Genomic DNA, 22,306 nt, shown 5'->3' with positions numbered 1-22,306 from the left:
TGCCGGCCTTCTATAGATCTGATCCGAGGCGGTGTTCAGCCGCAGGAGAGGTAGCTGTCGGCGAACTGCTTCTTCAGCTCTGCCGACCTGGCCTGTCGCGCGGCGTCGTAGGAGCTGACGTTCTCCTTCGTGACCACGAAGGACCCCGAGTCGACGATCTGGCCGGGCGTCTTCATCGAGCACTGCTTGGTCTGGAGCAGAGCCAGAGCCCATGCCCCGATCTCGGCCTGGCCGACCGGGTTCTGCACCACCGTGGCGCTCACAGAGCCGTCCTTGATGGAGCTGAGTATCTTGGCGTCGTCGTCGATGGCCACGACCTTCGCCTTCGAGCCGGACTCGCGTACGGCCTCGGCGGCGGCGACCGCCGGGTTGTAGGCGGTGGAGACGATTCCCTGGATCTTGGCGCCCTTGGCTGCCATCAGGTCGGATACCGCCTTCTGCGCGGTCTGGATGTCCTTGTCGATGTCGGTGATGGTCTGCAGCAGGGTGACCTTGCCGCCGGTCTCCTTCACCGCCTGCTCGACACCGTTGATCCGCAACTGGGTGTTGGCGTCGACGTTGTTACCGGTCAGGTGGACGAGTGCCCCCTTGCCGCCCATCGAGTCGATGGCGGCCTTCGCAGCCTTGTACGCGGCGAGCTTGACGTCCGTCGACAGACAGAAGTCAGCCTCGTTCTTGTCGCCGGCCGGGCAGGAGGCGAGCGAGGCGACGGCGAAGCCCTGGGACTTGAGATCGGCGAACGTGGTGTTGATGTCGGTCGGCGATACACCGAACACGCCGAAGGCTTTGTACCCGCGGGCGGCGAGCGCGGACAGAAGGTTGTTCTGCTTCTGCTGGTCCCACTCGGCAGTCTCGTCGAAGGTGACGTCACCGAGACCGAGAGTCTTCTTCGCGTTCGCACCAGCCTGCTTCCAGGGCTGGAAGTACGGGTGGGCGCCGCCGGGCACCAGCGCGAGCTTGACTCCGGAGCCGTCGGCGAGTTCAGACGTCCCGCCGCCAGGCTTGGCGGAAGCCGCGCCGGGGGCTGCGGGGGCGTCCGAATTCTTGACGGTGCAGGCTGCCGAGGCGGCACCGAGGATGACGACAGCGGCAGTGGCTGACAGCAGGGATCTACGAAGAGTCATGAGGGCCTCAGCAGAATCAGATAGAATTTTGGTAGCCGCGATGGTCCGCGATGAATGCCGGCCCCGTCAAGACTCGCAGCGGCATCAAGTTCGGCGAGAGCACTCCGCGCCTGCATGGACGGCGAGGAGGGGGCCCTGTGGGAGCCGGTTCGGGTGGGTGGCAGATGCGGCCGGGCTCCGCCGTAAGGGTTCAAATGCTAAGATCGCATAGGATTTAAAAGGAGGGTGAACGGTTGATGTCGCGCAACTCCGTGTCGGCGGGCGGGGACGAGCTCCCCGATACGTCTCGAAGCTCCCTGCCGCTGCCGAAGCGGGAGGTACTGGCCGACAGCGTCTACGAGGCTGTCAAAGCAATGGTGATGGACCATGTCATCCAGCCCGGCGCGCGTCTTGGCATCGAAGCCCTCTCGCGCACGCTCGGAGTGTCGGCGACACCGGTGCGCGAGGCCCTCGCCCGCCTTGAGGCCGACGGCCTCGTCGTCAAGCGATCGCTCTCCGGCTACCGCGCGACCGAACTGCTGACCCGGGCCGGGGTTGAGGAACTCTTCGAGATGCGGCTGTTGCTCGAGCCGCGAGCTGTGGCCCTGGCCACCGAGCGCATCGAGGAGGCCGGGCTCGACCGGCTGGAGGCACTGGCCGACGAGATGCAGGCACTTCCCGAGAAGGGCGACACTTACGCCGACTACGGCCGTTTCGCGGCACTGGACCAGGAGTTCCATGATGTGCTCGCGGTCGCGTCGGGTCGCACGCTGCTGGCCGCAGCGGTGGAGCGGCTCCACTCGCACCTGCATCTCTTCCGTCTGAGCGCCATCGCAGGTGGCAGCCCGGCGACGGTCCAGGAGCATCACCGGATCCTGCGTGCGGTGCTCAGACGCGACCCTCAGCGCGCGGCGGAGGCCATGGAGGAGCATCTGCGCCTCAGTCTGCAGCGACAGCTCGACAGATTCGCGAGCGTTGCCGGAGCTGACGAGGACTGATTACTGGGTTTCCCCGGCGCCTACCGGAATCCTCAGCTGGACATGTGCCGGCCCCGAACCCAAGCACACGTGGTGCCGGCGGGCCCTCAACGAAGTCTCACCCGCTGATGCGCCGGCACTGCTGCGTTGTGCCTCCGTCGGCGGTCTGCTGCTCGATCTCGCCGCACCGGTGCTGTGGTCGGACCATAGCATCCGCACAGATGTGTGAACCGGCAGCGGGGCGGGCGGCACGCGGTCGCCGAACGGGGGCGAAGCCGTGACGGCACCGACTCGGCGTCGGCGGGTGGGGCCGCCGACGCCGAGGGGGCTACGCACGAGCGTTCAGAGAGCCGAGCCGATCTCCTGCAGCCGTTCGACGTAGTTCTGCGGGATACGCCCCGCGCGATCGGGGCCGACGTTCAACAGGAACAGGGCGTTGCCGGCGTTGGCCTTCGCCACCTTGTCCACGATGTCGTCGGCGGTTCGCGGGGCGCCCGTGGACGTGGTGTTGAACCACGTGCGGTTGGTGTCCATGGTGTCGCTCGCGTCGGTGGGACGGGCGTTGGTGGCGGGAGGCATGCCCTGCACCGGGACCTCGTAAACGATGACGTCCGAGGTCTGCAGCGTGCCGCGGTGATCGTTGTTGGCGACCACGGTGCGGGGGGAGATCTCGTGAATCATGTCCCGCACAGGCTGGTACGGCACCTTGGAGTACGGGACCTGCCATCCCCAGCCGTCGAACCACAGGTAGTCGATCGGGCCGTACTTGGTCAGCAGTTCGCGGAGCTGGTTCTCGACCAGTTCGCGGCTGTCGCCGTTGTGGCGGTCCCAGATGGAGAAGTACAGCCCTACCTTGAGGTTCTTCGCGCGCATGGCGTTCACGTACTCACGGATGATGTCGCCCTTGCCGTTCTTGTACGGGCAGGCGGCGATGTCGTGAGTGGAGTAGGCGCTGTCCCACAGAGCGAAGCCGTCGTGGTGCTTCGCGGTCAGCACGCCGAACTTCATGCCGGCGTTCTTGATGGACGTGGCCCACTGTTTGGCGTCCATAGCGGTGGGGTTGAAGCCCGACTCGGGAGCGTTGGGGTCCGCCCATTGGCTGTTGGTGTACGTCGACATGTTGTAGTGCAGGAACATGCCGAAATTGCTGTTCTTCACCCACTGTTGTGCCGCGGGTGACGGGGAGATGACTTCGTCGCCGAAGACCTGGACCTCGGCCAGGGAGAGATAGTCGGTGCCTTCGAGCTGGATGCGGAGGTAACGGGCGTTGCGGGTCTGCGGGACATCGACGGAAGCGCCGTTCAACGTGCCGATCCTCGTCGCAGTGACGCCGGACTGGTTCTTTGCGTCGGACAGGCTGCGGGCGGTGATGGGGGAGTCGGACGCCAGGACCCAGAAGTTCGACAGCCGATTCGTGCAGCAGTCCGTGCGGTTGTAAACCGTGATCTTGTTGATCTTCTTGGACTGTCCGAGGTCGGTCTGCCAGTAGGGCTGGACCTCGGAGGCGGTGTGCGTGACGGAGTTGCCGCTGTAGTTGCCGTTGCGGTTGCCGTCCACTGCTCGTGCCGCTTCACTGCCGTACTCGGTGCTGCTCTGCGTGGCCGGCGCGCCGAAGGCAAGGTTGCGCACCTCACTGCCCGGCGGTGGTGCTGCCTGGGCGGCTGGAAAGGGGCAGGCGATAGCCAGTAGGCCGAGAGCGGCAATGGCCCCGGCAATACGTGCTCGTGAGTGCATCAGTGCACCCTTCGCGTTGGGGAAGATTCCTATATGATTTGGAAGTTGAGGTGCGCGGTCAAGGCCCCTGCAGGGATGGTGTGGCTCTCAGGGTGGGAAATTACGTTACTAATGGGATCTGGCGCGCGTATCACGGATGTGGTGATGCGCGAGTTCGGTCAAACTCTATTGGATCTCCGGCAGTTGCGCGTGCACGTCTGACTGGGCAACGGGAGTTCCGGCTGCTCGCCAGACTGTCCCTCGTCGGGACCGCCGAACTCGAGCGGTGCACGAGTCTGGCGAGGTCGTGGCGGTGGCGGGCGACGGCTTGTACGGCGGAGGGGCATGGTGACCAGCGCAAGGCGTTGACATGCCGGCCTTGTTGGAGTGGCGGCGGCGAGTAGGCGTGCGCGAGCAACGCCAGGGTGATGTGCCGCTGCCTGCCCATGCGGCGGCGAGTCTCGCAGTCATCCCACCCGCACGAGGCAGGCGGGTTCGTGCTCCGTCACACCCATGGTCCGCGTCCGTGCAATGCGCCTCACGATTCCCAGGTCAGGAGTCGTCCTCAACGAGTCCGAAACCTTCAGAAGCCGTATCTCAACCGAACGTGGTCCCTTGATTTCTGCTGGTCAGACATCCCATGGGCTGTGGTGTCAAGTGGTGACCGGGAGGGCTGCGTGGTGTGACCACGCGGTGGCCTCGTCGTAGAGGGTGCGGGTCTTGAGGCATCCGTGGAGGATGCCGACGAGGCGGTTGCCGACCTGTCGGAGGGCGGGGTTGTAGCCCGCGTCGCGGGCTCGCTGCTTCTCGTAGTAGCGGCGAGCGCCGGGTGAGGCGTTCAGGGCGGAGAACGCCTGACGTTGCAGGGCATCGGCGAGCCGGTTGTTGCGTGCGTAGCGGGCCTGGACGGCGTGCGTCCTGCCGGAGGCGCGGGTGATGGGGCTGGTGCCGGCGTAGTTCTTGCGGGCCTTGGCGGAGGTGTAACGGGTGGGGTCGTCCCCGAACTCGGCCAGCACCCGGGCGCCGGTGATCTCGCCGACGCCGGGCATCGACAGGTAGATCTCAGCGTCCGGGTGCGCGTGAAAATGCGCGCTCACCTGCTCTTCGAGGACGGCTATCTGCTCGTTCAGGGCGATCAGCAGCCTGGCGTGCGCGGTCGCGGTCGCGCCGTAGGCGGCGGCGGCCGGGGCGGCGACGCCGAGCTGGGGCTCGCGCAACGCGGCCTGGATCGCGGCGGCCCGCTGGTCCCGCCGGTGGCGGCGGTGTCGGGCAAGGACCGCGGTGATCTGAGACTTCGTCAGCTTTGCCGCCTGTTCCGGAGTGGGCGCCTTAACCAGGAGTTCCAGGGCGTCGGTGCTGGTCAGCTCCAAGGAGGCGTAGGTGGTCAGCGCGCTGGGGAAGTATTCGCGCAGCGTGTTGCGCAGCCGCTGGAAGGTGCGGGTGCGCTCCCAGATGAGGGTCTGGTGGGCGCGGGCGACCACGCGGACGGCCTAGGCCTGGTCGCTGTCGCCTGCGACAGGCCGTAGCTGGGCGCCGTCGATGCGGACCATGTCGGCGAGCGCGTGCGCGTCGCCATTGTCGCTCTTGGCCCCGGAGGTGCCGTACCGCTCCTTGAACCGGGCCGCCTGCCGGGGGTTGACGGCGTAGACGCGGTAGCCAGCCGCGACCAGCGCCTGTACCCACGGGCCACGGTCGGTCTCGATCCCGACCGTCACCTGTCCGGGCTCCAGGTCCTCGCCACCGTGCCGGGCGATGAGGGCGTGCAGCTTCGCGATGCCCTCGACGCCCTCGGGCAGCCGGGCGGAGGCCAGTTTGCGGCCTGTCTCGTCCTGCAGCTCGACGTCGTGTGGTCCTCGGCCCAGTCATCGCCGATGAACGGCAACTGCACTCAACTCCTCGCCTTCGCACGGTACTTGCATGCAGCCAGTGGAAGGCACGGCTCGCGCCCTAATGGATCCAGTGCTCACGCCCAACCGCCCGGCGGGCACGCCATCCCATCAGCAGTCATGGCCTCCCGGCCGACCAGCAGGGGCACGGTCTGACCACAGAGCTCGAATCGCTCCGGCATGGAGAGTGCTCACCTGCTGGCGACTACGGACCGTAGTCTCCCTCACGGACCGATGAGCCCCATTAGGCATGGTCTCGCTCGGGTTGAGGGAGGCATGCCGACGGCTTGTGTCCGCTTGATGGTCGAGGGGTGCGCGGTGGCGTCGGTGCTGGGAATGCCGGAGGAGCGGGAGGCGGCTGCCCGTGTGCGGTGGAGGGCTCCGCGGAGATCGAGTTGGACCGGCGGGTGATCGCGCGGGAGGAACTGGTCGAGGCCCTGGCAGTCTCCTCGGCCGAGTCCACTGCCGTGAACACGACCGAGGCGGAGGAGGAAGCGGCGCCGTCGCTCGCGCCGGTGCCGGGCTCGACGGTGCCGCCCTGGCGGGAAGGGCTGCCGGTGACGGTTCTGGCGCCGGACTATCAGCGGATTCTGGGCGTGCTGGAACAGCAGGGATCCACGGGTCACGGGCCCCTTCGTGTCAAGGAGATCGCGGTGTAGCTGGGCATTGGGGCGACGCCGGCGAAGGTCGATGGGTTGCGGTCGAAAGCCCGGCGCCTGGCCGAGCGCGGGTGGCTCCTCCTGGAGGCGTCGGGGGCATTCAGTGCGGGCCGGCGGCCGTGGCCGTGCCAGACGCCGGCTCATCCGCGTGACCATCGACCACCGGATCATCGCCTCGCTGGTGGCGGGCAGGGTCTCGTAATCCCGGGCCAGCCGGCGGGAGTTCATCAACCACGCGAACGTGCGCTCTGCCACCCAGCGTCTCGGCAGCACCACGAACCCCTCCATGTCGTCTGTGCGTTTGACGATCTCCAGGGTCAGAGCGAGCCTGTCCCGGCACCAGCCGACGAGGCCGCCGGTGTAGCCGCCCTCGGCCCAGACGAGGGTGATGTCGCGGTGCAGGCGGCGCAGCCGCCTCAGCCGGCCCGCCGCGGCGTCCCGGTCGCCGATGTTCGCGGCGGTGACGCAGGCGACCAGGAGCAGGCCGAGCGTGTCGGTCACGATGTGCCGATTACGGCCCGGCACCTTCTTGCCGCTATCCCGGCACCCGGATAACGGCAAGAAAATCAACGGCCGCATGCGGCACCTGGTCGTGGACACCAAGGGCCTGCCGCTGTTCGTCATGGGCACCCCGGCCGACTTGACCGACCGCAATGCGGCCAAGGAAGTGCTGTTCCGGCTGCGGCTGATGCACCCCGAAATCACCATCGTCTGGGCCGACTCCGCCTATGCCGGACAGCTCGTGACCTGGGCGAAGACCTACCTGAACCTGACGATCAAGACCGTCGTCGGCTGCCCGTACCAGCTCCTCTGCCCCTCACCGCGCTCATCGCGACACGGCGCTTGGTCGCGTACGCCTTGGCGGCGGCCGGTCGGGCGGCAGCTGCGCGCTATGGCACAGCTGTGCCCGGCCCGCAGAGGAACTTCTGGCGGGCACGATCGGGCATGTCTGCGGGACTGGACCGAGGCCGGTGTGTGGCCCCGCCTGCACGAGGTTCTTCTGGCGGAACTGCGTAGAGAGAAGGCCTGCTGGAACTGGATGACCCTGCGATCAACGGTTTTCACGTCAGGGCGCTCAAAGGGGAGCTCACTCCGGACCTTCGCCGGTCGACCGGGCCCGGCCCAGCGGCAAACACCACCTCATCGTCGACCGACACGGCACCCCGCTCGCTGACCAGCGGATAGCGAAACGACGTCGCCCAACTCTCGCGCCCCCGAAGTCGCCATCGCTCAGACGTGCTCGCCGTTCCAGTCGTCCGCGCCACTGCCGTGGCGTCCTTCGCCTGCGAGCGGCCGGTGGGGGGCGGGACGTCGCGGCGAAGCATGGGTGACGCCCGCCCCCGGCTTGAGCCGTGCGTGCCTGCGGCGTGTTCTTACGGTTCTGTGACGTCGGATGGTCGGCGGTGTTGATGGGGCGTCTGCTCTGCCAGTGTGAGCCGCGGTCGGGGGCCCGTCACGGAAACAGCTCGGGGCGCTCTGGGGATGGCCGAGAACGCAGGCGGCGCTGCCTGCACCGCCCGAGAGGTGAGGACCATCATGGATCAGCGACACAAAGTGAAACGCAGTCGGCGCAATGCCCTGTTGGCGGTGGCCGGGCTGCTGCTGGGCGGCGGAGGTCTGGTGGGGGTGAACGCCATCGCCAACGCCGGCAGTGCCACCGGGCAGTCGGAAAACGTTGCCTGCCCGGCAGTTGCCGAAAGGCTGCCGCGGATACCCGGTCAGGCACGCGGCGAAGTGGACCGGGAACTCGCCCTGATGAAGCAGCAGACCGAACGGGCCAACGCGAGGATGTCCAGGACAAAGGGCGGAGAGGAGGAGGTCGTCCGCATCGTCCTGCATCCACTGGGAACGGAGCGCGCGGCTGCCCTGGAGCGAATCGAGGTCGCCATCGAGCGGGCGGGCGCCGATCGTCCCGAGGGTCTGCAGAGCCTGGCCGTCTGCACGACAGGTGGCCACGGGAGCAGCAGCGTCAAGGCGGGCGGGAACGCGGACGGCGATGATCAAGGGGGCGACGACGGACCGTCGGCGGAGGACTTCGTCGACATCACGAGCGTCGCGCCCAACGTGCAGCGGGTCGGCAAGGGGCGTAAAGCCTCGACGGGCAGCTTCGTGTCACGGTGCGGAGTGAACAGGAAGGGGCTGTTCAACTCGGACAACGTCATCGTCGCTCCGGGCGTCGACAACGGCGCTCATCACACCCATGACTACGTGGGCGCGCTCGGGGTCAACGCATTCACGACCAACGAGTCCCTGGCCGCAAGCCGGACCACCTGCACCAACGGAGACCGGTCGACGTACTACTGGCCCGTCCTGCGGGACCTCGACGGCGTCCAGCAGTCCGACGCCGACCAACCCGGCGGTGGAGCCGAGGGCAATGTCGGCAAGATTCTCACACCGGCGTCCGTCAGCCTCCAGTTCGTCGGAAGCCCCCGCACCAAGGTCACGGCCATGCCCCGGTTCCTGCGCATCATCACCGGTGACGCAAAGGCCAACGCCAATGGCGGAGCCAATGCCAACGCCCGCTGGACCTGCACCGGCTTCGAATCCCGTGTCGAGCTGAAGGACAAGTACCCGATCTGCCCGCAAGGCAGCAAGGTCGTACGGGTCTCGAAGTTCCAGAGCTGCTGGGACGGTGCGAACACCGACAGCGCCAACCACCGGTCCCATGTCGCCTTTGCCGACGCCCGGGGCAACTGCCCCAAAGGCTTCCGAGCGATCCCGCAACTCGTGCAGCGCATCACCTACAACGGTCTCGCCGGCAGCACCCGCTTCGCGGTCGACAGCTTCCCCGAGTCGTTCCACAAACCGATCACCGACCACGGTGACTTCATCAACGCCATGCCCCTCCCGCTGATGAGGAAGGCCGTCGCCTGCATCAACACCGGTCGCCGCTGCCGCTGATCAACCTGCGGGTACCCCGCGCGTCACGACCGCCGACGGTCGTGACGCGCGGGCGTCAACTCCGCCTTCGGATGAGTGGAGATGGTGTCCCGCCGAGTGGTACAACAGCGATCTTCGCGGTAGTGACCTCGGCATCGTTCCTCAGGTGAAAGCTGGCGATCATCCGCCGCTGATGACGCAGGCTGATGTGTCGTCAGGGAAGCAGATGCTACCGATACCTCTGATTCCTGGATGACCTGCAGCCCCCTGACCTGCGCGACTGGCTGCCCGAGGACCACCCCCACCTGGTTCGTGATCGAGGCGATCGAGCAGCTCCACCTCGAGCCCTCGGCCGCCCGGCCCCTGCGTCTAAAGCGCCCGGCGCGCCGATTCTGCGGAAAGGCCCGAAGTCGATTCCCCCGGATCATCTCGCTGACCAGATGAAGATGCCCGCGATGTGGAGGCCGGCTTTGAAGATGGTGGCGGTCTTCTCGTAGCGGGTGGCCAGGCCGCGTCAGGGGAATCCGACCTCGCCGTCGGCAAAGCTCTGAGCTGCAATGATGCGCTGAGCGTTCCGAGAAAGAGGGCGGAGCGTTTTCGGCGGCATCCGCGGGATGGCTCTGACCTGGGCTTTTAAGGTTTGCCGCAAGCCCCCGTTCCGCCGCCGGCCTACCGCGCGATGGCGGGTGGCGCGCTGTGGCGGGACCAACTGGTGACCAACGCAGAGATGGCGGAGCTGCTGACGATGCTCCAGGCGGCCGGGCTACCGAACACGCGCCTGGGGACGAACCTGCTGATCTGTCCGATGCCGAACGAGCGGGGCGGGCGGTTGCACTGCGACCCGCGTACGCGGCAGTGGAAGGTCAGTCCGGGGTACGAGGCGCACCCGGCCTTCTGGGTCACGTGGGTCGGGTCGGCGACCGTGGCGGCCTGGCTCGGCTCGCGTCTGCCCACCCGGGCCGAGGCGATGGAGGCCCCCGCCGGCGCCCGCGCCTACAACTGCGACTATGCGGTGGGCGACACCTGCCCCGTGCTGGAGCCTGGGTGGAGGAGCATGGCCGGCTCGACGACCGGCGCGGCGCATCAGCCCTGAAGAGGAAGCGGGGTTCTTCGCTCGGGCCGACGAGCTCAACGCCCACATCGCCGAGATCCTCGAGCAGTACGGTCTATGCTCGTAGGCATGGGAATCGACTGGGAGAACATGCTCGGCACAAGCGGCAACGGCCTCAACGATGCCTACGACAGCGCGGTCTCCGCGGTCATCTACAGCGAGGACCCGGGGGACGACCGTCGGCCACTCCCAGTCGGCGAAGAGCACGACGACACAGACGGCCTGCGCTGACCTGAGCGCACACACGAAAACGCCCCGGTGAGCGTCAGGGAAGTCACAGGGGTCGTCTGGGCCTCGCAGGGCGATTGTCCGCAGGCTGGTTCCGCGCGGCCTGTACGGGCCGGTGCAGGACTACCTCGACGGCGTCTTGGGCGACTGACGCGTTCCTGAAGTGTGGCTGCTGCTGGTGCGTCGGTTACAGGCGCTTCGCTGTGCGGTCGCGCAGCAGCAGCCACTGACTCGCGTCGGCGCCGCCTGAGCGCGCAGCCGGTCCATGCAGCAGCACGGCGTAAGCCGTCCTCTCCGCCTTGCTCGGGGCGGCATACTGGCCTGGCGCCTCCGGGGTCGGGAATGACCTCGTCATGCCTTTCCAGGCCTTGTCCGCGTTCGGAGTGCTGAGCATCGGCCCTCCCGGGCTCAATAGGGTCATGCAGTGAAGTACACGCACGCGTGCGTGCAGCCCCCGTAGGGATTGACGGTCCATTCGAACGGCATCCGCGAGGCACCCGGAACCCGGTTCAGGATCGAGCGGGCGCGGATCTCATGGAAGGTGATGCCTCGGAATTCGGGTGTGTCGAAGGTGCGGGTGGTCACCGCCGACGTGGCGAAAAGCGCGGTGTCCCCGGCCGCCCGGGGGTTCTCGACCAGATTGTCCCAGCGCATGGACGCCTCCTCGGTGGCACTGACCATAGAATAGAACACTTGTTCCCTTGATCACCGCAACCCCTCTTCTCCGGATGTGACGCCGACCGATGGTTTGGCCATGTCGTTCGATAGTTGGCCAGCGCCCCCTTGGCGGCGGACCGTGATCGGCCCCGGCCCCGGCCCCGGCCCCGGCCCCGGCCCCGGCCCCGGCCGGGGCGCCGGGCGGCCGGCGATGCTGCGGGGACCGGCGGTGTTGGCTGCGCTTATTCTCGTGGCCACCCACCCGGTGCACCCGTCAGCAGTTGCCTTCGTCGTTCGGGTTCCCGGGTCCGACGGCTCACCGCCGGTTCGGCGAGTGGTCCAAGGCCCGGGTCCGGGCCGAGCCGCACCGCCGGATACTGGACGGCCGGGCGCCGGTTCCAGGGAGCATGGGCGACCATCGAGCGCAGCAGCGGGTGGGGCTGCTCTTGCGCGAGCTCGTCGGCCGACGTCGAACTGGCCAGGAGCCGCCAGTTCGTGCCGTCGGAGATGAAGCGCACGTCGCCGTTGGTGGCGGTGGTCAGCACCGACTCGACGGTGGCACAGACTTTGTAGGGGGAGCCCTTGCCGGCCGAGCAGGTCACGTCGTGACGCTCGGCGCCCGCGAGGCAGTACTTCTCCAGCAGTTCGATCTTTGCGCAGTTGGGGTGGGCGTAGGCCATATTCGTGCCGCTCGCCGAGATCACGTCGATGTCGGGGTCCAGCGCTTTGGCCCAGGGGCGTCCCGTCGACTCTGCGGCGCCGTGGTGGCCGGGCATGAGGACGGTGCAGCCGGCGAGGAGCTTCTTGGGGACCTTGCTCAGGATGAATGCCTCGGTGGTGGTGTCCGCGTCGCCCGGGAGGACCACCGCGTGCCGGCCGAAGCGGATCAACAGCACGATGCTCTTGCTGTTCGGCGACTTGCCGTAGCCGGCGGACAACACCATGGCCCAGGCCTCACCCGACGTCGTCTCGGACGCGAAGTCGGCGTCCGGCTGCGGCATGCAGTAGTCCTGCTTGTACCTGTAGACGAACTGGTCCTTCTGCTTCTCCTGTTTCTTGATCCAGGCCTTGACGTCCTCGCTGTAGTCACTGATCGGGCCGCCGTAGTGCACGTAGGTCGGCCTCGCCGCCTCCGAGATGTACGGGACGAAAGCGGTGTGGTCGTCATCGCCGTGGCTGAGGACCACGCAGGAGATGGCGCTGCCACCTGTGACACTCGTGATGTAGCTCTGCACGTGCGTGAACGGCCAGCCTTTGGTACTTGTCGTCTGTGAGCCACAGTCGACGAGCATGAAGTTGCCGTTCGGGTAGGTGACGAGGACGGCGTTGCCCTGGCCGGTGTCGATGAAGTCGACGGTGAGCTTGGCGCCAGGGCCGAGGTTTGTCCCGCTGGTGCGAATGACCTTGCTGGGTGGCATGTGGTCAGCCTCCGGTGATCCGGGCCGTGCCCTCGATCGACGTCAGGCCGGCGAACGTCGCGAAGTGCACGTCGGTCGGCGTGACGACGAGGCGCACGCCGCTGGTGTCGATGGATACGCTCGGCAGGGTCGTCACCGGGAAGGAGAGCCCCTCGAACGCCTTGGTGATGAGCGGGGAGAACGCCGCCGTGACTGCCTGCAACAGCGGCGCGGTGAGCGCCGAGAGCAACCACTCCAACGGATTGCCACTGGGGCTGAGGATCAGCAGGAACGTGTTGACGTGCTGGGTTCTCGCGCTCACCCGGGTGCCGCTCAGTTCGAGGCCGATCCTGCCGGTCGGCGGCGGTGCCGCCACCAGCGTGTAGTTCACGCCGAAGGTGGTGCACCCGATCGTGATGCCGGCCCGTACGTTGCCGCTGATCGCCGCGTTGAACGCGAACTGCGGCGCGCCCTGGTCGGCGAGGCGGATGTCGATCGCTGCGATCCGTGCCGTTGCCGCGTACTGGGCGGTGCCGATCCCGATGTTGACCCGCCCGCTGTCGCCGAACGTCCTGCCGACCATGGACCGTACGCCCGCACGACCGATCGCCAGCTTGGCCTCGTCGCTCATGATCGCGAAGAACGGGCTCTGCGGCCAGTTCTCGGGAAACGGCGGCGTGGGCACCGGTTTGCCCGCCAGTGCGGCGAGGACGACGACGTGCCCGGTTGTCACGTCGACGGCCGGTGGGGTGAGACCGACGCCGGCGAAGGTGAATGGCGGCAGGTCGATTCCCGGCAGGAACTCCCGGGCGACCTTGACCGCCTCGGGCAGAATGATGTTGTTGAGGAACCAGTCGTCGGTGGGGTTGCCGGTCGTCCCGGTCGCCTTCAGCGGACGCAGCGTCAGATGCGGGCCGAACGAGTCGACTTGCACGTACAGGGTGACCTTCACCGGGACGGTGGCGTGCTCGCCGCCGCCCTGGATGGACATGGTCATGTCGTTGGCGACGACCCGGAACGTCGTGTGCTCGAGTGTCGTGACGTAGGCGTCGATGAGCTGCTCGACGGTGAGGCCCGGTGGTGGCTCCAGGTGCGCGACGAGGTGCTGGGCGACGAGGCGGCGTCCTTCGGGCGGCGGGCCGAGTGCCACGGTCGGCGGCGCCGTCACATCCCACGAGACGTCGAACTCAAGGCCTGCCCTCTCGACGCGTTGTGACCCGGTGAACACGTCGGGATACAGCTCGTGGTAGACGGCCGCCATGGCCTGCGACATGGCCGCCTCATCGAGCCCCACCGCAACGTCGAACGTCGTCATCGTGCGCCTCCTTCCGGGCGCGCGGCGCCGCTGTAGATCACTGATTCGTTGCTGGCCAGGGCACAGGACCTGCCGACGGCCCGAAGGGCGTTCACCGCCTCGTCGTAGCCCACCCCAAGCACCTCCACGAGGGCGTCGACCATGTCCGTGAAGCCGAGCCGGCCGGTGTCGACGAGGTAGCCGGCCATGTCCACCACGTTCGCGATCCGGAATACGTGGTAGAGCGCCTGGGCGATCTCGATCGCGCTCTGGCCGGCCCAGATGAGGCCGTCGGCCAGTGCCTGGACGTACTTGGCGACATCGGCCAGCAGGTCGGCGAAGAACACCTTCGGGTTGTTCCTGATCCAGGTGACGATGTGGCCCCACAGGTCGGTGAGCATGTCCTTGACCTGGGTGGCGTCGAGCGAGAACGTCGGGTGGAAGTGGAACGAGCTCCAGTGGAGGTCGAGGTCGAGTGCGACGCTCGCCTCGGTCGTCGTGAGTACGAGGTCGATCGCCAGCGACGCGTTCGGCCCCTTGACGACGATCGGCGGCAGCACCGGCCAGCCGTCGATCCGCACGCCGTCCGGGAAGTCGAGTGAGAAGTCGAACGAGCCTTGTGTGTGCCCCTTGAACCCCGACCCCTTCGAGAACGACGCCGTGAACTGCGCGCGGTACAGGTTCGCCAGCTGAGAGTTGAAGTTGACCTCGAAGCCGTCCGAGGTGACCGATCCGGAGAACGACTCCCGCAGGCCGAGCACTTGCACCGCGCCCGACGCCGTGAAGTACGCCTTGTCGGACGCCCCGATGGTGAGAACGGCGTACGGGTTGACCGGCATGACCGCGTACGCCACGCCGTCGGGCAGCGGACGGGCGCGCCGGAACATGATCTCGTCGATGCGGCTGCGTACGGGGATGCCGGTCAGCGCACTGGTGTCGATCTGCATCCGGGGCCCCTTCACCCCGTCTGCGTCGGAGATTTTCAGGAGGTCGGCGATTTCGATCGGCTTGCTCAGAGCGCCGTCGGCGAGGATTCCGTGCTTCTCGTCCACCTCAAGGCTGAGCGTGAGCTGCCAGTCGTAGAGCGTCAGGTCCGCGTAGATGCCGATCCCGGCCGGATAGTAGCCGCCCGGTCCGGTCCACCCGGTCGGGTTGGCGACGATGTAGAAGTCGAGCTTGGTGAACGCCAGGCCGTCGAGGAGCGGTACCTCCGACAGGTCGATCGAGGTGTACTGCTTGATGAGGTCGGTCACCTTGAGCGCCCGGTGCGACACCGACTCCAGGGCGCACACGAACGCGTCCGGCACCTCGAAGTCCCTCACGTCGCCGCCGACCGAGAACTCGAACTGCGTCGCGGGGTCGTCGCCGATGATGAAGTCCCCGAGTACGCCGACGCCCAGGCCCTCCGCGTCGAGCGTGACGCTGAGCCCGAACGTGCGGATCGTCAGACCGGTGATGCCGAACGGGTGCTCCCAGTCGGTGACGCTGATGGCGAACGTCCCGCTCGGTGGGGGCCCGAGGTTGATGACGCCGATGCCGCGCAGCGTCAGCGACTCCCCGAACATCACGAACCGAGCGCCGGCGGTGATCGAGAAGTGGCCTGCCCCGGGCTTCATCTCGACCTCGAGGCCGGTGAAGCTGACCGCGTTCCTGCCCGCGTCGCCCGGTAGGGAGGCCTTGATCTCCGAGTCGACGATCTTCGAGGGGTCGATGCGCGCGTACAGGTCCAGTTCGAGGTCGTGGTCGAAGAGGGGGCGCAGCATCGAGAAGATGTCGCCCTTGAGCTCGACGGCGCTGAAGAACGTCACGCCCGGCTGGATCACCGAGGGCACGTAGGGCAGGTGGTCGAAGCCCGGCAGGGTGAACTGCTGGTCGGTGATCGAGGACAGGACCAGGCCCGCGTCCTGGACCTCGAGTACCTCCATGACGCTGCGCAGTCCGCTCCAGAGCTGGTCGGGCTTCCACCCGGGCTGGAGCACCATGCCTGCGGCGAAGCCGGTCTGTCCGTCCGTGCCGCGGCGGACTTCGAAGGCCAGCGCGGCCTGACCGATGTTCTCGACGTCGACCGTCGTGGCGAGGTCGAAGCGATAGCTCGCGGTGCCGGTCAGCCGCTGCCGTCGGCCGGCCGCCGCCTCCATCCGAAGCCGCACGAGCGAATCGCGCAGGACGATCTCCGGAACCCCCTCGGCGTTCGGGACCCCGCCGCCGGTGAGCACCGTCGCCAGCCGCGTGAGGTCGATCTCGGGGAAGGCGCCCTGCAGCACGAAGTCGGCGTCGGGCAGTTTCCAGTCGGCGAAGAACCGCGCGATCTCCGTGTCGTCCTGTCCGAAGAGCACGGCGTTCGCCGCGATCTCACCGCTGAAGCCGCCCGCTGCCGCGGCGCCGTCGTACCCCAGGGCGAGCGAGGCCTGCTCAAGCTCGAACCGCGCGATTCCGATGGGGATCTTCCAGCCGCTCAGGATCGCGAGCTGGAACGCGTACCGCTGCTGCCCGAAGTCGGCGGCCACATAGAGCTGGTCCAGGTGGAGCACGGGAAACGACGTGACGCTCGGGACGAATGCTTTGACGATGTGGGCGAATGGAATCGGCTGATCCGGCTGGAGGCTCCCGGTGAAGACCATCTCCGGGTACGCGGTGGTGATCGTCACCGGGATGCCGCTGAGGAAGTCGAACGTGCCGCTCAGCAGTGCGGTGACCGTCGGAGAGTCGGCCGGGCTGTCGACCATGAAGTCGACGTGGACGTCCGGGATGTCGACCCAGTGCGGCACGATGCTCAGCGGCTTGGTGGTGCCGACACCGAGCCCGATCGCCGCGAGCGACGTCGGGTCGAGGCCGACATGGACGCTGAGGTCGCGCAGACCGACGTAGCTGCCGATCTCGAAGACGTCGTCGAGCATCGTGCTGATCGGCGCGCCCCGGACGAACTGCTGCAGGTCGCTCATTGCGTACTGGCTGATCTGCCGCAGGTCGGCGCTGAACGTCAGCATGGGGCCGACGCCCGCGAAGCGCAGCGACACGGGGATCGACGGGGCGCTGCCGATCTGCACCTCGGAGACGAACTGCAGGTAGCTCTCGACCGGCGGCGGCGGGACCTGGATCTTGCCGTTCCCGGACGGCGGTGCCGACACGGCGGTGAACACGAGCGGCAGGTCGAGGCCCTGGATCGGGATGGGCGTGACCGGAGCAGCCTGGAGCTGCATGAGCGGCGCGGTTGCCGGACCGGTGATCGCGCCGTCCAGATCGAGCAGCTGCAGACCGGTCAGGTGCGTGAGCGCGCCGAGTACGCCCTCGAGTTTCAGCGCGGCGGTGGAGAACGTCAGGCCGACGGCGACCGCCGCCCTGTCGTCCGTGGCAGCCCGCTCGATCGAGCTGTACCAGAAGGCCGGTGCGTCGAACACGAGCTGTGTGAGGACCGACCGCTGCTCGCTCCACACCGGGAAGGCGTTGCCGAGGTTCCACGCCGGGAGGGGGCGCGGCTGGTCGAGCGGTGCCAACTCGGCGAGCAGACTCGGCAGCCCCGCGTCGGCGAGGTCGAAGGAGACCCGCAGCCGCGCCGGCGCGAAGCCGAGCAGCAGGTCCATGGTGCCCATGAGGACGACGGCGGAGCCGTCGATCCGCGGATCGCTGGGGGCTTGCAGCACCCAGTCGCCGTCGGTCAGGGGGAACGAATCGGCGATGAGCGAGGCGACCGCGGGGGAGCCGAGGTAGCCGGGTGCCATGGCGAACCGGCGGCCCTCGCCGCCGCCCGTGACGCACTCCTGGACGGCGGTGAGCAGTTCCTGCAGGTCATGTGGCGGCATGTCGCTCCTGCAGCCCGAGGTCCTTCAGACCGGCGTTCAGTGCGTCGCTGAGGTGGCCGAGCACAGCTCTGCTGTTCAGGCCGGCGTTCAGCTTGCTGATGAGCAGGTCCTGGAAGCTCGGGGTGTTCGCGATCCAGTCGGTGACCTTGTCGTACAGGCCCGGCTGGCTGTTGAACCCGCCCTTGTTGCCGAGGATGATCTGCAGCGCCCCGATCTTGATCGTGATCGACTTCGCTTGGGCGACCAGCTTGTTGTCAGAGGTCGCGGTGAACGCGGCGGCCACCTCCAGCGAGAGCTCCTGGGCGCGGTCCGTGAATTCTCCACGGACGTGGAACCAGTCGTCGGCGGCCCGCACGCGCGGTGCACGCGCGGCGTGGGCTCGCAGCGCGCGGTCGCGGTCGATCGGCCACGGCTGCACGTGGCCGACGACCTCCTCGCTGCCGGGCGCGTGCACCGGGATGCCGGGCAGTCCGAGATCGGCGCGCCTGTCGTCCGGCAACGGACCGGCCGCGGCCACGTAGTCCATGATTCTTCGCGTGTCGTGCTCGCCCGGGTTGTCCCTTTGGTACGCCAGGACCTGGTCGTTGAACTGCATCATCGCGTTCTGCAGGTCGGCGAACTCGTTGCCAGGCTCCAGTGGCAGGCCCGCCTGCTCGCGCATCTGCTGCACGGCCATGTTGAGGTACGTGTACGTCTTGAACCCGCCGTCGTACTGCGGGCGGTCGCCGATCACCGGCGGCCGTCCGGGCGGATCCTCACCGGACTCCTGCTGCTGGTAGTAGGCGGTGGAGGCGGTCACCGCTTCGGCGCTCTGCTTCTGCTGGGAGAGCACCTGCCGGTACTGTCCGGCCGCCGGGACCTCGGACGCCGGCGCGGTGGTCACCGTGTCGATCGTGTCCTCGTGCAGGTAGTAGGTTCCGACGAGGATCTTGCCGTTCTCCGTTCGCCCCAGGCCCTGCGGGTCGTCGCGGTACCACGTCGCGAGTCCGAGCCGCGGGTCGGCACTGTCGCCGGCCCTGGACGGTGGGTAGCCGAGCTGCGCCGCCGCGTATGCCAGGGCGCACCCCGTGAGACCCGACGCGCCGACGTCGTAGCCGCCGTAGAAAGCGATCCGCGCGAACTGGAGCGTCAGGGTGACGTCCGTCTCGGTGCCGCTCACCGGCTGGCACACCACGTTGCCGCCGCTGAACGTGTCCAGTCCGCTGAGCACCGTGTCGGACATCGCGATGCCGAGGTGTTCGGCCGCCCAGTCGAACATGGTCTGCTCGGGGATGTCACCGATCGCGACGTCGGGGAACGGGGGGATGTCGATCCCCAGGGCGGGGACATGCAGCCCGTTCTTGATGATCGAGCCGAGGTACCACTTGTTGTCCGGCTCGTCCGAGCTCAGCAGTTGCCACAGGCGGGCGACGAGATCGCAGTCGGTGTTGTCGCCCGCGCCGGGGAGGAGCGTCATGGCCGTGGTGGTCCCTTCTCGGGTGAGCAGGCGGTGGCGGTGCCGTAGGAGTCCAGGAACGGCTGGTCGACGAGGTGGGCGGCGAGCGCGTCGAGCGCGTCGCGGTGCGGGCCCTCGGGCAGCAGCGAGAGCTCGGTCCGGGCGGTGACGACGATCGCGCGCGCGTCCCCGAGGGCGCGGACCCAGCCGTTCCCGTGGCGCACGACCCGCATGCCCTCCTCCAGCTCGTCCTCGGACAACTGCCGTCCGTCGGTGATCCCGTGGAGCGGGTGGTCGTCCGGCAGGTCGTCGAGGGTGTAGAGCAGCGGCAGGGAGAGCCGGCCCTGGCGCAGATCCGTGAGCGGTTCCTTGCCGGCGGCCGACTCGGGCCGTACGACGTCCAGCACGTCGTCGACGACCTGGAAGGCGCGGCCGAGCCACCCGCCGAAGCGTCGCAGGCCGCCCACCGCCGAAGGCAGGCCGCCGACCAGGCGGGCGCCGCTTTCGCACGCGAAGGCGACGAGCCGCCCGGTCTTCCGGTCGACGGTCCGGAAGTAGCGGCGCACGAGCTCGGAGCGGTCGCCCGGCCGCGTCGCCAGCATCTCGTCGAGCTGGCCGCGGCACATCTCCTCACCCGAGGCGAGGAAGTCGCGCATGAGGGCGATGTCCTCGCGAGTCTCCACGTGGGCCGACATGGTCCGGGTGGCCTGCACCCACTGCAGGTCGCCCATGACCAGCGCCAGTTCGTAACCGCGGGAGGCGCTCACCGTGGGCATGCCGCGGCGAGTGGGCGCGCGGTCGACGATGTCGTCGTGGATGAGCGATCCGACGTGCGCGAGCTCGAGCGACGCCGCTGCCGCCACGGCCTTCTCGGGCAGCACGTCGACCGGCGTACGTGCGGCGACGTGCGCGCTGAGCAGGAGCAGCAACGGGCGCAGGCGCTTGCCGCCGCGGTGGAACGCAAGCTCGGCGTCGGACAGGTAGGTGCGCTGTCCCTCAAGGAGGTCCTCAAGCCGTGCGTCGAGGGCCGCGACCTCCGCCGCCACCAGCGAGCGCGCCCGGTCGTAGGGGTGCGTCACCACTGACTCAGGCATACGGCATCTCGGCCAGGATGTTCTTGAGTGCCTCGTTGGCGAACGTCTCGATGTTCTCGATCACGTCGGGCTGGTTGAGGAACGTCCGCATGCCGTCCACCAGACCGCCGTTGCCAACGCCCTCGTTCACCGCGATCTGGGCGAGTTGCTGTACCCAGCGCGGCTCACCTTCCACGTCGAAGTCGATGGTGACCGCCTTGGGGTCGACCGTGAGGCCCACGCCGAGCACATTGATCGTCATGGGCCCGGGCTCGCTCGTGTTCAACTGGACGATGAGGGTGAGGATCGCGTCGTGTGCCCGGGCGACGAACCTCCCGCTGGCGTCGGTGGTCCAGCGCTGCTCGCCGCAGTCGCGCGAGTCGGGCGCGACGGGCTCGCAGCAGCCGATCTGGAAGAGGTAGTTCGGCTTGGAGGGGTCGTCGGTGTCCAGGGTGAACGGCTGGGTGACGGTGCCGACGCTGACCACGGCCGTGAAGACCGGCTCCGTGTCGGAGAAGCTCAGGCTCACGTCCTGCATGACGCTGAGATTGGTGAACGAGATGTTCATCAGTTGCAGAGCCGGCGGGGTCGTACAGATCGGCGGGTACGGCAGGTCGTAGCGCGCGCACGCCGAGTCGCCCACGCCGTCGGGAACGTTCGGGATGTCGATCGGCGCGCTCGTCCCCCCGGGCGCCGCAGGGTCGTAGGACGGAAGCCCCCACTCCGGGTAGCCGTTGCGGATGATCCGCGGAAGGTACATCGAGTTCGCCGGATCCGAGTCGAACGTCCGCTTCCACAGGGCCGAGATGATCGCTCTGGTGATAGGGCCCGGTGGCTCTGAGACCGTCACGGGCTCGCCCTGCGCGGCGTGCTTCATCGGTGTCCTCCCAGAGCGGGCCACATGCAGGGGCGACGGTGGAAACGGTGATCACTCATGATCAACACGTCTATCACTGTTTGGGCGGAATCATGCTGTTTGCGGAGCTGCTCTGTCGGCATGGCGGAGGGCTTGACCGGTCATTTCCGAGGCGGCGTGGGTGCGTCCGAGGCGCCCGACTCGGACTTGCCGGCCGCGCCGGCGTGAGGCTCTCCCGGCGTACCGGGGTGCTGGGGTGTCAGGGGGCCAGGTTCGCTCGTTCGACCGTCGCCTGGTCGGTGCAGTCTTCTCCTCGAACTCGAGGGGCTGCGGAAGCGGGGCCCGATTCTGCCGGGGTTGCGCGGCGCTTCCGCTGACGCGGGCCTCGCCTGGGCCGTCAGTCGCGGCGCGCTCCACGACCATGTGTGGGCCACTACTGACCTTGTCGGCGTGATGTCGCCTCACGCGCGACGCCGCTCGGATTTGGGCGGTCGCACGCGAGATGGTTGGCTAGCGCCGACCCCGAAGAACCGACTGCTGGAGGAACAGGAATGGCGCAGGTCGAGGCCACGACAGAACGGATCATCGCGGCGGACGCGGAGAAGGTGTTCGACGCACTGGCCGACTACGAGAACACCCGCGCGAAGCTCCTGCCCGAGCACTTCAGTGAGTACGAGGTCCGGGAGGGCGGCGACGGGGAGGGCACCCTCGTCCACTGGAAACTCCAGGCGACCAGCAAGCGCATCCGTGACTGCCTCCTCGAGGTGACCGAGCCGACTGACGGCAGGTTGGTCGAGAAGGACCGCAACTCCTCGATGGTCACCACCTGGACGGTCACCCCGGCCGGCGAAGGCAGGTCCAAGGCCGTCGTTACCACCGTCTGGAACGGCGCGGGCGGCATCGGCGGCTTCTTCGAGAGGACCTTCGCCCCCAAGGGACTTGGACGTATCTACGACGCCGTGCTCGCCAAGCTCGCCGGCGAGGTCGAGAAGTAGCCCGGACCGGGGTCCCGCGACCTCTCGTCCTGCCGCAACTCTCACCGTTTCGGGTGGTTTTCCCCGCGGCGCCGTGATGCGCCCCGCGCGCCACGGCTCGCGGGAAAGCCCCTGATGAGCGCCCGACGCGCGCCCCTTCAGGGGCAGTTGCGCCTCCTGATTCACCTCCGGCCCCAGTAACGTCCCGCTTGCTCCCCCTTGGCGCCCAATGCGATGAATTACGCCGCGCAGGCGCGACGATG

Annotated in this window: 14 protein-coding genes and 3 pseudogenes; 6 read left to right on the top strand and 11 right to left on the bottom strand. The window is 67.9% G+C overall.

Annotation, left to right across the window (positions count from 1 at the left end; genetic code table 11):
• Positions 1-35: 35 nt before the first annotated feature.
• Positions 36-1,124, bottom strand: coding sequence for a sugar ABC transporter substrate-binding protein (locus OG293_RS05845; protein WP_405997690.1), 1,089 nt, complete (start codon positions 1,122-1,124; stop codon positions 36-38).
• A gap of 353 nt (positions 1,125-1,477) precedes the next feature.
• Here OG293_RS05845 and OG293_RS05840 point away from each other — a divergent pair, with 353 nt between their 5' ends.
• Positions 1,478-2,101, top strand: a complete 624-nt coding sequence (locus OG293_RS05840) for a GntR family transcriptional regulator (RefSeq protein WP_406003511.1) — start codon at positions 1,478-1,480, stop codon at positions 2,099-2,101.
• Positions 2,102-2,422: 321 nt separating this feature from the next.
• Here the strand turns inward: OG293_RS05840 and OG293_RS05835 are convergent, their stop codons facing one another.
• The 3 genes and pseudogenes from OG293_RS05835 to OG293_RS05825 all read right to left on the bottom strand — a co-directional run bounded on the left by OG293_RS05835 (position 2,423) and on the right by OG293_RS05825 (position 6,839).
• A complete protein-coding gene (locus tag OG293_RS05835) occupies positions 2,423-3,814 on the bottom strand; it encodes an alpha-L-fucosidase (RefSeq protein ID WP_405997689.1) in 1,392 nt (463 codons plus the stop codon).
• Positions 3,815-4,446: 632 nt separating this feature from the next.
• Positions 4,447-5,675, bottom strand: a pseudogene (locus OG293_RS05830) (IS110 family transposase).
• Positions 5,676-5,903: 228 nt separating this feature from the next.
• A complete protein-coding gene (locus tag OG293_RS05825; RefSeq protein ID WP_405997688.1) occupies positions 5,904-6,839 on the bottom strand; it encodes a transposase in 936 nt (311 codons plus the stop codon).
• 37 nt (positions 6,840-6,876) lie between these two features.
• On the opposite strand from OG293_RS05825, the pseudogene OG293_RS05820 reads away from it, so the two are divergent.
• The 4 genes and pseudogenes from OG293_RS05820 to OG293_RS05805 all read left to right on the top strand — a co-directional run.
• A pseudogene (locus OG293_RS05820) lies at positions 6,877-7,512 on the top strand (transposase); the annotation flags it as partial.
• 362 nt (positions 7,513-7,874) lie between these two features.
• Positions 7,875-9,239, top strand: a complete 1,365-nt coding sequence (locus tag OG293_RS05815) for a DUF1996 domain-containing protein (RefSeq protein WP_405997687.1) — start codon at positions 7,875-7,877, stop codon at positions 9,237-9,239.
• A gap of 691 nt (positions 9,240-9,930) precedes the next feature.
• Positions 9,931-10,311 (top strand): SUMF1/EgtB/PvdO family nonheme iron enzyme, encoded by a 381-nt coding sequence (locus tag OG293_RS05810; protein WP_405997686.1) that lies wholly within the window; start codon positions 9,931-9,933, stop codon positions 10,309-10,311.
• Positions 10,312-10,398: 87 nt separating this feature from the next.
• Positions 10,399-10,560, top strand: coding sequence for a hypothetical protein (locus OG293_RS05805; RefSeq protein WP_403685917.1), 162 nt, complete (start codon positions 10,399-10,401; stop codon positions 10,558-10,560).
• Between the two features lie 426 nt (positions 10,561-10,986).
• On the opposite strand, the pseudogene OG293_RS05800 reads toward OG293_RS05805, so the two are convergent.
• From OG293_RS05800 to OG293_RS05770, 7 genes and pseudogenes are all read right to left on the bottom strand, one after another.
• A pseudogene (locus OG293_RS05800) lies at positions 10,987-11,211 on the bottom strand (radical SAM protein); the annotation flags it as partial.
• A 245-nt stretch (positions 11,212-11,456) separates the two neighbouring features.
• A complete protein-coding gene (locus OG293_RS05795) occupies positions 11,457-12,632 on the bottom strand; it encodes a ComEC/Rec2 family competence protein (RefSeq protein WP_405997685.1) in 1,176 nt (391 codons plus the stop codon).
• Between the two features lie 4 nt (positions 12,633-12,636).
• A complete protein-coding gene (locus tag OG293_RS05790; RefSeq protein ID WP_405997684.1) occupies positions 12,637-13,926 on the bottom strand; it encodes a hypothetical protein in 1,290 nt (429 codons plus the stop codon).
• The gene (locus OG293_RS05785; RefSeq protein ID WP_405997683.1) at positions 13,923-17,705 is read right to left on the bottom strand and encodes a hypothetical protein; all 3,783 of its coding nucleotides are present in this window, start codon (positions 17,703-17,705) and stop codon (positions 13,923-13,925) included. The genes OG293_RS05790 and OG293_RS05785 overlap by 4 nt, the downstream gene beginning before the upstream one ends.
• Positions 17,692-19,161, bottom strand: a complete 1,470-nt coding sequence (locus OG293_RS05780) for a hypothetical protein (protein ID WP_405997682.1) — start codon at positions 19,159-19,161, stop codon at positions 17,692-17,694. The genes OG293_RS05785 and OG293_RS05780 overlap by 14 nt, the downstream gene beginning before the upstream one ends.
• Positions 19,158-20,234, bottom strand: coding sequence for a polyprenyl synthetase family protein (locus OG293_RS05775; RefSeq protein WP_405997681.1), 1,077 nt, complete (start codon positions 20,232-20,234; stop codon positions 19,158-19,160). The genes OG293_RS05780 and OG293_RS05775 overlap by 4 nt, the downstream gene beginning before the upstream one ends.
• Positions 20,227-21,090 carry a hypothetical protein gene (locus OG293_RS05770; protein ID WP_405997680.1) on the bottom strand — a complete coding sequence of 288 codons (864 nt, stop codon included), beginning with the start codon at positions 21,088-21,090 and terminating at the stop codon, positions 20,227-20,229. The genes OG293_RS05775 and OG293_RS05770 overlap by 8 nt, the downstream gene beginning before the upstream one ends.
• Positions 21,091-21,620: 530 nt before the next feature.
• Here OG293_RS05770 and OG293_RS05765 point away from each other — a divergent pair.
• Complete coding sequence (locus OG293_RS05765; protein ID WP_405997679.1) at positions 21,621-22,064, top strand: SRPBCC family protein; 444 nt, start codon at positions 21,621-21,623, stop codon at positions 22,062-22,064.
• The last annotated feature ends 242 nt before the right edge of the window (positions 22,065-22,306 follow it).

Source organism: Streptomyces sp. NBC_00829 (assembly GCF_045161795.1).
Taxonomy (GTDB): Bacteria; Actinomycetota; Actinomycetes; order Streptomycetales; family Streptomycetaceae; genus Streptomyces.
The sequence above is the reverse complement of the archived record's forward strand: the minus strand, read 5'-3'. Positions and strand labels throughout refer to the sequence as shown.

Bases quoted from the DNA above. Each gene is read 5' to 3' on its own strand.
- OG293_RS05845 (WP_405997690.1), bottom strand. From the start codon at position 1,124: ATGACTCTTCGTAGATCCCTGCTGTCAGCCACTGCCGCTGTCGTCATC.
- OG293_RS05840 (WP_406003511.1), top strand. From the start codon at position 1,478: ATGGTGATGGACCATGTCATCCAGCCCGGCGCGCGTCTTGGCATCGAA.
- OG293_RS05835 (WP_405997689.1), bottom strand. From the start codon at position 3,814: ATGCACTCACGAGCACGTATTGCCGGGGCCATTGCCGCTCTCGGCCTA.
- OG293_RS05815 (WP_405997687.1), top strand. From the start codon at position 7,875: ATGGATCAGCGACACAAAGTGAAACGCAGTCGGCGCAATGCCCTGTTG.
- OG293_RS05805 (WP_403685917.1), top strand. From the start codon at position 10,399: ATGGGAATCGACTGGGAGAACATGCTCGGCACAAGCGGCAACGGCCTC.
- OG293_RS05795 (WP_405997685.1), bottom strand. From the start codon at position 12,632: ATGCCACCCAGCAAGGTCATTCGCACCAGCGGGACAAACCTCGGCCCT.
- OG293_RS05790 (WP_405997684.1), bottom strand. From the start codon at position 13,926: ATGACGACGTTCGACGTTGCGGTGGGGCTCGATGAGGCGGCCATGTCG.
- OG293_RS05785 (WP_405997683.1), bottom strand. From the start codon at position 17,705: ATGCCGCCACATGACCTGCAGGAACTGCTCACCGCCGTCCAGGAGTGC.
- OG293_RS05780 (WP_405997682.1), bottom strand. From the start codon at position 19,161: ATGACGCTCCTCCCCGGCGCGGGCGACAACACCGACTGCGATCTCGTC.
- OG293_RS05775 (WP_405997681.1), bottom strand. From the start codon at position 20,234: ATGCCTGAGTCAGTGGTGACGCACCCCTACGACCGGGCGCGCTCGCTG.
- OG293_RS05770 (WP_405997680.1), bottom strand. From the start codon at position 21,090: ATGAAGCACGCCGCGCAGGGCGAGCCCGTGACGGTCTCAGAGCCACCG.
- OG293_RS05765 (WP_405997679.1), top strand. From the start codon at position 21,621: ATGGCGCAGGTCGAGGCCACGACAGAACGGATCATCGCGGCGGACGCG.